The sequence below is a fragment of the Streptomyces sp. S6 genome (assembly GCF_054880855.1).
Genome location: NZ_JBTYMC010000258.1, coordinates 1 through 9,667, shown reverse-complemented (window position 1 = coordinate 9,667; position 9,667 = coordinate 1). Strand labels below are relative to the sequence as shown.

Annotated in this window: 8 protein-coding genes and 1 pseudogene; 5 read left to right on the top strand and 4 right to left on the bottom strand. The window is 73.1% G+C overall.

Features of this window, described 5'->3' with window-relative positions:
- Nucleotides 1–1,174 (bottom strand): annotated as a pseudogene (locus ACVNF4_RS27135) (CHAT domain-containing protein); the annotation flags it as partial.
- A gap of 372 nt (nucleotides 1,175–1,546) precedes the next feature.
- Between ACVNF4_RS27135 and ACVNF4_RS27130 the strand changes: the two are divergent.
- Genes ACVNF4_RS27130 through ACVNF4_RS27120 form a run of 3 tightly spaced genes read left to right on the top strand, consistent with a single transcriptional unit; the run spans nucleotide 1,547 to nucleotide 4,112 of the window.
- Nucleotides 1,547–2,974 (top strand): S8/S53 family peptidase, encoded by a 1,428-nt coding sequence (locus tag ACVNF4_RS27130; protein ID WP_461805504.1) that lies wholly within the window; start codon nucleotides 1,547–1,549, stop codon nucleotides 2,972–2,974.
- 59 nt (nucleotides 2,975–3,033) lie between these two features.
- Entirely contained in the window at nucleotides 3,034–3,609 is a 576-nt protein-coding gene (locus ACVNF4_RS27125) for an RNA polymerase sigma factor (RefSeq protein WP_461805503.1), read from the top strand.
- A 32-nt stretch (nucleotides 3,610–3,641) separates the two neighbouring features.
- Nucleotides 3,642–4,112: a hypothetical protein gene (locus ACVNF4_RS27120; RefSeq protein WP_461805505.1), complete on the top strand. Its 471-nt coding sequence runs from the start codon at nucleotides 3,642–3,644 to the stop codon at nucleotides 4,110–4,112.
- Between the two features lie 21 nt (nucleotides 4,113–4,133).
- Here ACVNF4_RS27120 and ACVNF4_RS27115 read toward each other — a convergent pair whose 3' ends face one another.
- Both ACVNF4_RS27115 and ACVNF4_RS27110 read right to left on the bottom strand, forming a co-directional pair.
- A complete protein-coding gene (locus ACVNF4_RS27115; RefSeq protein ID WP_461805502.1) occupies nucleotides 4,134–5,348 on the bottom strand; it encodes a cytochrome P450 in 1,215 nt (404 codons plus the stop codon).
- 199 nt (nucleotides 5,349–5,547) lie between these two features.
- The gene (locus tag ACVNF4_RS27110; RefSeq protein ID WP_461805501.1) at nucleotides 5,548–6,399 is read right to left on the bottom strand and encodes an N-formylglutamate amidohydrolase; all 852 of its coding nucleotides are present in this window, start codon (nucleotides 6,397–6,399) and stop codon (nucleotides 5,548–5,550) included.
- A gap of 36 nt (nucleotides 6,400–6,435) precedes the next feature.
- Between ACVNF4_RS27110 and ACVNF4_RS27105 the strand changes: the two genes are divergently transcribed.
- Both ACVNF4_RS27105 and ACVNF4_RS27100 read left to right on the top strand, forming a co-directional pair.
- Entirely contained in the window at nucleotides 6,436–6,777 is a 342-nt protein-coding gene (locus tag ACVNF4_RS27105; protein ID WP_461805500.1) for a DUF5713 family protein, read from the top strand.
- A gap of 62 nt (nucleotides 6,778–6,839) precedes the next feature.
- Nucleotides 6,840–7,199 carry a hypothetical protein gene (locus ACVNF4_RS27100; protein WP_461805499.1) on the top strand — a complete coding sequence of 120 codons (360 nt, stop codon included), beginning with the start codon at nucleotides 6,840–6,842 and terminating at the stop codon, nucleotides 7,197–7,199.
- A 74-nt stretch (nucleotides 7,200–7,273) separates the two neighbouring features.
- On the opposite strand, the gene ACVNF4_RS27095 is transcribed toward ACVNF4_RS27100, so the two are convergent.
- Nucleotides 7,274–9,490: an NADP-dependent isocitrate dehydrogenase gene (locus tag ACVNF4_RS27095; protein WP_461805498.1), complete on the bottom strand. Its 2,217-nt coding sequence runs from the start codon at nucleotides 9,488–9,490 to the stop codon at nucleotides 7,274–7,276.
- Nucleotides 9,491–9,667: the final 177 nt, after the last annotated feature.

Here is a 9,667-nt window from a genome sequence, read left to right as displayed (position 1 = left end):
CCAGCGGAGGCCCGCTGTGCCGGCTGCGGGCGGCCAGGGCGAGGTACCGCTCGGCGTCCGACGTCCAGTCCAGGCCGAGCGCGATCCGGCCCGCCAGCAGCCACGCCTCGGGCGCTGCGGGGGCCCCGAAGGAGGCCAGCTTCCCGGCGACCTTCGCGGCGTCCGCGACCAGCCGCCCCGACTTCCGGCCCGCCGTCAGCTTCGCCTCGATCAGCACCAGTTGCGCGTGCGCCTCCCACCAGGAACGCCGCTGCGCCGCGAACAACCTGACCGCGACCGCCGCGCGCGCGATGGCCGTGCCGGTGTCGCCCCCGAGGCGGGCCGCCTTCGCCGCCGTCAGCAGCAGCTCCGCCTTGCGCGTGGACTGACCTCGGATGCCGTCCAGGACGCCGATCGCGGCGTCCGCCTCCGCCAGCGCCTCCGGGGCGAGGCCGGCCGCCATCAGGACCTCGCAGCGCCGGATGTTGAGCATGATCCCCGGGGTGCCGAGCTTCGCGTACCGCTCGGCGGCGTCGTCCAGCAGGCTCAGCGCGCGCGGGATGTCGCCCGAGCGGAACGCCGCGATGCCCTGGCTCTCCACCGCGTCCGCCTTGTCGTGCTCCTGGTCGGTGGTGTCCCACAGGGCCTGCGCCGCCGCGTAGTCGGCGTCCGCGCGGTCCACCGCGCCGAGCGCCAGGTGCACCGTCGCGCGCAGGGTCAGCGCCCGCGCCGTCCAGATCGTGTCACCCACCTGACGCAGCACCGGCACCGCCCGCCGCAGGTCCTCCAGCGCCCGAGGGTGATGGCCGAGGACCTCCCACGAGTACGCCCGCCGGAACAGCACCCGCGCGCGCGTGAGGCCCGTGCCGCGCTCCACCCCCCGCTCGAACGCCGCGAGACCCTGCCGGGTGCGGCCCGCGTGGACCAGGGCGACGCCCAGGGTGCCCAGGATGTCCGCCTCCCGGTCGGCGGAGTCCGCGCGGGCCGCCAGCGTGCCCGCGCGGCGCAGATGCTTCAGGGCCAGCCGCAGATCGCCCCAGTCGCGCTGCCAGATGCCGATCACCTGATGGGCGACCGACGCGTGCAGAGCGGGCGGATCGGCGCGGAGCAGTTCCTCCGCCCGCGCCAACGCCTCATGGGGGGCGGCGAACACCAGAGGCAGCAGTTCGAGGACCGGTTCGTGTGCCGCTGTCACGCCACGGATGGTATCGGGCAGCGGAGCGCATCACACCGGTTGGGGCGCTTCCGGTGGAACCCCGCCCCGCAGACCCCGGACCCCCGCGCGGCGCACGCTCCGGCGCGCGTCTCCCGAAGCGCCCCAGCCGAAACGTCCCGCCGGTGATCCGCACGACACCCACACGCCCCCGCGCCCGCCCGCCCCGGCACCGGGAACGATCCCCTCCGCCCCTCCCACCTGTACGGTGACCACCGGACCCACCCTCCGCCCCCGCGCACGACGACCGCGACGCGCCCCCTCCCCGCCTCGCGCCACCACCCCCTGCCTGTATCAGCGGCCACCTTCGCGGCTCTGACTGATGACCGTCACCTCAAGGGGAAGAGGGCAGCCATGGCACCGCAGCGTTTCCACGAGCAGTTCGCTCACATCCAGCGTTCGATGCCGGACGTACCGCTCGCCATGGGCCCCGACGACCTCGGGGAGTTCGTGTACGAGAAAGGCGTGGTGCTCGCACGCGACGGCGAGGAGGCACGCCTCGTCGAGGACACCGTCCGCGCGCACTTCACCGAGGCGCCGAGCCTGACCGCCGACCACGTCCGCCGCGCGGGACCCGGCACGAACCGCTCGGGCGTCACCCGCATCCAGGTCGGCGACCCCGGCCAGGGCATCCGCGCGGGCGGCGACGACCAGTCCGTCGCCCACGCGCTGCGCGCCCTCACCGCCCGCGAGGGCCGCGCCGGACACCGCCTCATCAGCCGCAACCACGTCGTCCACATCGCCACCAACGCCTGCCCCGGCGACGAACCGGTGCCCGCCACCCGCGCCGAGGGCGTCAACCCGGCCTCCTCCGACGCCGTGCACGACCCGGACACCGCCGTCTCCGTCCTGGTCATCGACAACGGCCTCACCCGCGACTACCGCTCCTGCCCCGCCCTCGGGCACGTCACGGGCGACCCGCAGGTCAGCGAGACCGACGAACAGGGCGTCCTGCGCCAGTACGCGGGCCACGGCACGTTCATAGCCGGCCTGCTCACCGCCGTCGCCCCCAACACGGACGTCACCGTCCGGGGCACCCTCAACGACGCGGGCGCCATCCTGGAGTCGGAGTTCGGCGAGCGCCTCTTCGACGCCGTCGAGGACGGCTGGCCCGACATCCTCAGCCTCTCCGCCGGCAGCGTGAACGGCCGTACGGACGGCCTCCTCGGCGTCGAGGCGTTCATGACCGCCCTCCAGGCGCAGCGCACGCTCCTGGTGGCCGCCGCCGGCAACGACAGCAGGGCCACACCGTTCTGGCCCGCCGCCTACGCGGGCCGGCCCGAGCACGCCGACGCCGTCCTGTCGGTCGGCGCGCTGCGCACCGACGGCGCGTACGGCGCCTGCTTCACCAACTACGGCCCCTGGGTGAAGGTCTACGCCCCCGGCGAGCGCCTCGTCAGCGCGCTCACCGGCTTCGAGACGCCCGTGCCGTACGTCTACCAGCACTCCACCTACGACACCTGCCGCTACGGCTTCTCCTACGCCTGCACCTGCTGCTCCCCGCGCCACACCGGCGCCCTCAGCGACCCGGCGGAGAAACCCGATCAGGTGATGTTCGAGGGGTACGCCGCGTGGAGCGGCACGTCCTTCGCGACGCCCGTGGTCGCCGGTCTCGTCGCCGCCTGGATGACCGCGAGCGGGGAGAGCGACCCGCGCGCGGCGGCCCGGGGGCTCCTGACGGCCTGCGCCGACTTCGCGGAGGTGCGCGGTGAGCACGTCACGGCGCTGCGCCCGCCGACCTGGCTCCCGGCGCCCGCCGGGCAGCTCGTCGCCCACTCATGAGGGCCCTCGCCATCCCCGTCACGGCGTACGATGACAGGCCGTACTCGAGGGGTGGGGCCGTGGACCGTACAGATGTCGGCGTGCTCGTCCAGGCCGCGATCGACGGTGACGCGGCGGCCTGGAAAGCGCTGGTGGAAGGGCTCAGCCCGCTGGTCTGGTCGGTGGTGCGCGCCCACCGGCTCTCCGAGGCCGACGGGCACGAGGTGTGCCAGACCGTCTGGTTCCGCTTCGCCCAGCACCTGGGGCGCATCCGGGAGCCGGAGAAGGCGGGCGCCTGGCTCGCCAGCACCGCGCGCAACGAGTGCCTGAAGGTCATCAAGAGCCTCAAGCGCCTCACCCCGACCGACGACCCCCAGGTCCTGGACCGGGTCAGCGAGGAGCGCACCCCCGAGCAGTCCGTCCTCGACTCCGAGGAGGCCGCCGCGCAGAGCGAACGCGTGCGGCGTCTCTGGGAGGAGTTCGAGGCCCTCGGCGAACGCTGCCGGGAACTGCTGAGGGTGCTCATCGCCTCGCCCCCGCCCAGCTACCAGGAGGTGGCGGACGCGCTCGGCATCGCCGTCGGCAGCATCGGACCGATGCGCCAGCGCTGCCTGCGCCGTCTGCGCACCCGCCTGGAAGGCAGGGGGCCGAAGTGAACCACGACGCGTACGACGGGATGGACGAACCGATGAACGAGGCCCCGCACGACGACGGCGCCGACGACGGTTTCGAGGACGACTGTCTGGAGGAGGAGCTGCGCCAGGCCGCCGCGATCCTCGACCCGGTGCCCCCGGAGGTGTACCGCACGGCCCTGGAGGCGTTCGCGCTGGTCGACCTCGACGCCAAGATCGCCGGACTCACCTTCGACTCCCTGACCCACGGCATCCCGGTCCGGGGGGTGACGGACACGCCGCGCATGCTGACGTTCGACACCGGTGAACTGACGGTCGACGTCGAGGTCACCCCGCACGGCATGTTCGGTCAGCTGATGCCCCCGCAGGCGGCCCGCATCGAGGTCCTCCGCGGGACCCGCGCGAGCCGGGTGTTCGACGCCGACGAACTGGGCCGGTTCACCAGCGACGACCCGCTGTCCGGCCCGTTCGCCCTCAGAGTGCGGGCCGGCGCGGACGTCGTCGTCACGGAGTGGCTGCGGGCCTGAGCCGCAGGCGGGACGCCGGCGTCACCAGGTGACCGGCAGCGTCCGCGGTCCCCGGATCATGGTCCTCCTGCGCCACTCGACCTGCTCCGCGGGGACCGCGAGACGCAGCCCCGGCAGCCTTCTGAGGAGGGTCTCCAGGAGCAGGTCGATCTGGAGGCGGGCGAGGACGGCTCCGGTGCAGTAGTGGGTGCCGTTGCCGAACGCGAGGTGGGGGTTCGGGTCGCGGTTCACGTCGAGGACGTCCGGCGCGGGGAACACGTCAGGGTCGCGGTTGGCGGCCAGGTACGAGACGTACACCGGCTCGCCCGCGCGGATCACGTGCCCGGCCAGCTCGACGTCCTCCAGGGCGATCCGGGCCAGGCCCACGCTGCTGCGGTGCGGGATGTACCGCAGGAGCTCGTCGATCAGCGTGCCGCGCGCTTCCGGCCGTTCCCGCATCCGGACCAGCAGCTCGGGGCGGGTCAGCAGCAGGTACAGCATCTGGCCGGCGTTGTGCGTGACGGCCTCCCCGCCGATCTGGAGCGGCCCCGCGAGCCCGACCGCCTCCTCCTCCCGCACGTCCCCGCGCGCGACGGCCGCCCCGAGCAGCGCGTACACGTCCTCGCCCGGCTCCCCGGCCCGGGCCCGCACGGTCTCGGCGATCCACCCGTACAGCCCCTGTTTCGCCCGCTCCGCACCCTCCGCACCCCCGGACGTCGAGATGATCTCCCGCGTCCACGCGTGCACCTGCGCGCGCTGCTCCTGCGGCACGCCCATCACCTCGCTCACCACGGCCAGCGGGAACGGCTCCAGCACGCGCGCGACCAGATCGGCGGGCGGCCCGTCCCGGACGACGCCGTCGACCAGGTCGTCGAGGATCGCCTGCGCGACCGGGCGCAGCCGCTTCATGCCGCCCACCGTGAACGCGCCCGCGACCGCCCTGCGCAGCCGGTTGTGGTCGGGCCGGTCGGCGAACGCCAGCGAGCCCGGACGCGGGCCGAAGTGCGGGGCCATCCGCGTGACCTGGCACTTCGTCACCTCCGCGCGGCTGAACCGGGGGTCGTTCGTCACCGCCCGCACATCGTCGTAGCGCGTCGCGAGCCAGGCCCAGCCCTCGCCGAACGGCAGCTTGATCCGGGTGAGCGGGCCCTCACGCATCAGCTCCGAGAGGGTCGGGTCGAAGGCGGTGCCCTCCAGGTCGGGGGTCGGCCACTCCCGGACGGCGGGCGGGGCCTGCACGGTGATCTCCTCGGTCATGCGTCCACCTTCACCGGGGGAGGGCGGGGTGTCGCGCGGGAGTGCTCCTTCAGGGCCGCGGGGAGGGGGAGTGGGGGCGCCGGGAGGGCCTGGCGGGGACGTGGGAAGGCTCAGCGAGACCGGCCCGGAAGGGCTCGGTGAGATCGCTGGGGCCCAGCGGAGCCGCCCGTGAGGGCTCAGCGGGCCCGCCCGCACGGGCTCAGCAGGCCCGCGTCACCCCCGGCACCGCGTCCACGAGGGCGGCGAGTGCCTCCGCGACCCCCTCAAGACCCGGCCCCGTCGGCCCGCCGGGCTCCGTCATGTAGACGTCCCGGCGGACCTCGATCATCAGCGCGGAGACCCGCGCGTCCACCCCGTAGTACTCCAGAGGGACGTACGCCCCGCCGAACGGGCTGTCCAGCCCCACCCCGAACCCGGAGAAGGCGTCCCGGGCGGCGGCGAGGAGGCCCGGGGGCGTGTGGAACGGGTCGGTCCCCAGGCAGACGGCGGGCCGCTCCCCGTCGCCGTGCAGCTCGTACGGCAGCGGCGAGCTGGGATAGGAGTGCACGTCGAGCACCACCGCCCGCCCCGTCGCCCTCAGCCGTTCGCCCACGGCCCGCGTCATGGCCCGCGCGTACGGACGGAAGTACCGCTCGACGAGCGGCCCCGGATCGACCGTGTCGTCCCGTAGTACCTCCCGGTGAGTCGTCCGGGTGTACACGGCGCCCATCCCCACCGCCCGCATCTCCTCCCGCTCGTCCGGGAACCGCTCCGGATCCACGACCAGCCGGGACAGCAGGTTGACGAACCGCCACGGCCGCACCGCCGACCCCTGCGCCGCCCGCTCCGCGATCCGCGCGGTGTGCGCGTCCACGATGTGGTCCGACTCCCGCTCCAGCGCCGCGTCCCCGAGGACGATCCCGGCGCGCACGTGCGGGGGGATCTCCCGCGCCGAGTGCGGGACATGAAGGATCACGGGGGAGTCGTCCGCGCCGGGCACGTACGTGAAGGACGGAGGTCCGGCGTCGGACACGGCTGCTCCCGGGGCGTTGTCAGTGGCGTGGTGCACCATCGGACCAAGGTGTCACACGGACGAGGGGGAGGGCCCATGGGGGCGGCGAACGAGCAGGTGGCGGAGCGGGTGTTCCTGGAGGCGCTGTACAAGGACGACTACTTTCCCGGCCACCTCCTGGACAAGGGACGCGCGATCCTCGTACGGCTCTGCGAGCGGATCGAGGCGGAGCGGCCCGCCGACCTGGCCGCGCTGTACGTCCTGACGCACGCGGCGACGGAGGAGTTCAACGCCCTCGAAGCGGAGTTCGAGGCCGCCGGGAGCGAGATCGAGACCGTGGCGCGGGAGGAGATCGGCGGGGAGTTCCGGTTCGTCGCGCAGGCGTACGGCTTCGGCGACGCGGACGTCGAGGAGCTGATCGCGCCGCGGGAGTGGTGAGCCGGGGACTTCCCGACACGCACCCGTTCACGAACCCCGGAAGGACCCGACGTCATGTCCATGTGACTCGACCTGGTGAAGATCGACCTCACCCTGCTCACGGAGATCCGCACCCGCCCGGACCTGATCGACGACCTCTTCTCCGAGGACGACGTCCCGGCCCCCTCGCCGCCCGCGTCCACCGCACCGCCGACTGGCACACGGCCCACCCCTGGCCGGCACGAGCCACCGGCCACAACTGCCCGGCCGTCGAGGAGTACGACTTCGGCTACGGCCCCGCCCACTTCCTCACCCCCGACGAGGTGGCCCGCGTCGCGGAGGGACTGCGCGCCGAACACTGGGCCCTCGCGTCACACGCCACCCGCCGGGACCCAGAGGCTGAGGAGCCCGACGCCACCGCGGTACTGGGAGGCATCAGCTGAACCCCCGGAACACAGCTCCGCCCCGGCCGGAAACCTCCCGGCCGGGGCGGACCCCTACTTCACGAACCGCGGCTTCACAGCGCGGCCAGCGCCGCGTTCCACGTCGCCGACGGGCGCATGACCGCCGCCGCCTTCGCCGGGTCGGGCTGGTAGTAGCCGCCGATGTCGGCCGCCGAGCCCTGCACCGCGTTCAGCTCGCCGACGATCGTCTCCTCGTTCGCCGCGAGGGACTCCGCGAAGGACGCGAACGCCTTGGCCAGCTCGGCGTCGTCGGTCTGGGCGGCCAGCTCCTGCGCCCAGTACAGGGACAGGTAGAAGTGGCTGCCGCGGTTGTCGATGCCGCCGACGCGACGGGTCGGGGACTTGTCCCGGTCGAGGAAGGTCGCCGTGGCGCGGTCGAGGGTGTCGGCGAGGACCTTGGCCTTCGGGTTGTTCGTGGCCTCGGCGTACTGCTCCAGGGACGGCACGAGCGCGAAGAACTCACCGAGGGAGTCCCAGCGCAGGTAGTTCTCCTTGACGAGCTGCTGGACGTGCTTCGGCGCGGAACCGCCGGCGCCCGTCTCGAAGAGGCCGCCGCCCGCCATCAGCGGGACGACCGACAGCATCTTGGCGCTGGTGCCCAGCTCCAGGATGGGGAAGAGGTCGGTCAGGTAGTCGCGCAGCACGTTGCCGGTGACGGAGATGGTGTCCTCGCCGCGGCGGATGCGCTCGATGGAGAACTTCGTCGCGGCGACCGGGGAGAGGATCTGGATGTCCAGGCCCTCGGTGTCGTGCTCGGGCAGGTACGCCTTGACCTTCTCGATGATCACGGCGTCGTGGCCGCGCTCGGAGTCCAGCCAGAACACGGCCGGGGCACCGGTGGTGCGCGCACGCGTGACGGCGAGCTTGACCCAGTCGCGGATCGGCGCGTCCTTCGTCTGGCAGGCGCGGAAGATGTCGCCCTCGGCGACCTCCTGCTCCAGGACGACGTTCCCGGCCTGGTCGACGAGGCGGACCGTGCCGGCGGCCTTGATCTCGAAGGTCTTGTCGTGGGAGCCGTACTCCTCGGCCTTCTGCGCCATGAGGCCGACGTTCGGGACGGAGCCCATGGTCGACGGGTCGTAGGCGCCGTGCGCGCGGCAGTCGTCGATGACGGCCTGGTAGACGCCCGCGTACGACGAGTCGGGCAGGACGGCGATGGTGTCGGCCTCCTGGCCGTCCGGGCCCCACATGTGGCCGGAGGTGCGGATCATCGCCGGCATCGAGGCGTCGACGATGACGTCGGACGGCACGTGCAGGTTGGTGATGCCCTTGTCGGAGTCGACCATCGCGAGGGCCGGGCCCTCGGCCAGCTCGGCGTCGAAGGACGCCTTGATCTCGGCGCCGTTCGGGAGCGCGTCGAGGCCCTTGAGGATGCCGCCCAGACCGTCGTTCGGGGTGAGACCGGCGGCGGCGAGCGCGGCGCCGTGCTCGGCGAACGTCTTCGGGAAGAACGCGCGGACCACGTGGCCGAAGATGATCGGGTCGGAGACCTTCATCATCGTCGCCTTGAGGTGCACGGAGAACAGGACGCCCTCGGCCTTGGCGCGGGCGATCTGCGCGGTGAGGAACTCGCGCAGCGCGGCGACGTGCAGCACGGACGCGTCGACGACCTCGCCGGCGACGACCTTCAGCGGGGCGCGCAGGGCGGTGACGGACCCGTCGGCGCCGGCCAGCTCGAAGTTCAGGGTGGTGTCCTCGGGGATCACCACGGACTTCTCGGTGGAGGCGAAGTCGTTCTGACCCATCGTCGCGACGTTCGTCCTGGACTCGGGGGTCCAGGCGCCCATGCGGTGCGGGTGGGTCTTGGCGTAGTTCTTGACCGAGGCGGGGGCGCGGCGGTCGGAGTTGCCCTCGCGCAGCACCGGGTTCACGGCGGAACCCTTGATCTTGTCGTAGCGGGTCTGGACGTCCCGCTCCTCGTCGGTCTTCGGGTCGTCCGGGTAGTCCGGCAGCGCGTAGCCCTGGCCCTGGAGCTCGGCGATCGCGGCCTTGAGCTGGGGGATGGACGCCGAGACGTTCGGCAGCTTGATGATGTTCGCCGACGGCGTCTTCGCCAGCTCGCCCAGCTCGGCGAGGGCGTCCGGGATGCGCTGGTCCTCGGCGAGGTACTCCGGGAACACGGCGATGATGCGCCCGGCCAGCGAGATGTCCCGGGTCTCCACGGAGACGCCCGCCTGGCCGGCGTACGCCTCGACCACCGGCAGGAACGAATACGTCGCCAGGGCCGGGGCCTCGTCAGTATGGGTGTAGATGATGGTCGAGTCAGTCACCGGGTGCTCCGCTCCACGTCTGCAACATTGCTCGACATCAAGATATCTCGTGATCCGAGCAGCCTCGACAGGGGTCCTCCGGTCCGGCCGCGCCCCCCGGGGAACGGCCCGGACACCGTCCGACGGAGGGGACCGCGAAGCCGCCGGAGGCGGCGGCCGGGAGGGCGCGACGCGGGG

Bases quoted from the DNA above. Each gene is read 5' to 3' on its own strand.
- ACVNF4_RS27130 (WP_461805504.1), top strand. From the start codon at position 1,547: ATGGCACCGCAGCGTTTCCACGAGCAGTTCGCTCACATCCAGCGTTCG.
- ACVNF4_RS27120 (WP_461805505.1), top strand. From the start codon at position 3,642: ATGAACGAGGCCCCGCACGACGACGGCGCCGACGACGGTTTCGAGGAC.
- ACVNF4_RS27115 (WP_461805502.1), bottom strand. From the start codon at position 5,348: ATGACCGAGGAGATCACCGTGCAGGCCCCGCCCGCCGTCCGGGAGTGG.
- ACVNF4_RS27110 (WP_461805501.1), bottom strand. From the start codon at position 6,399: ATGGTGCACCACGCCACTGACAACGCCCCGGGAGCAGCCGTGTCCGAC.
- ACVNF4_RS27105 (WP_461805500.1), top strand. From the start codon at position 6,436: ATGGGGGCGGCGAACGAGCAGGTGGCGGAGCGGGTGTTCCTGGAGGCG.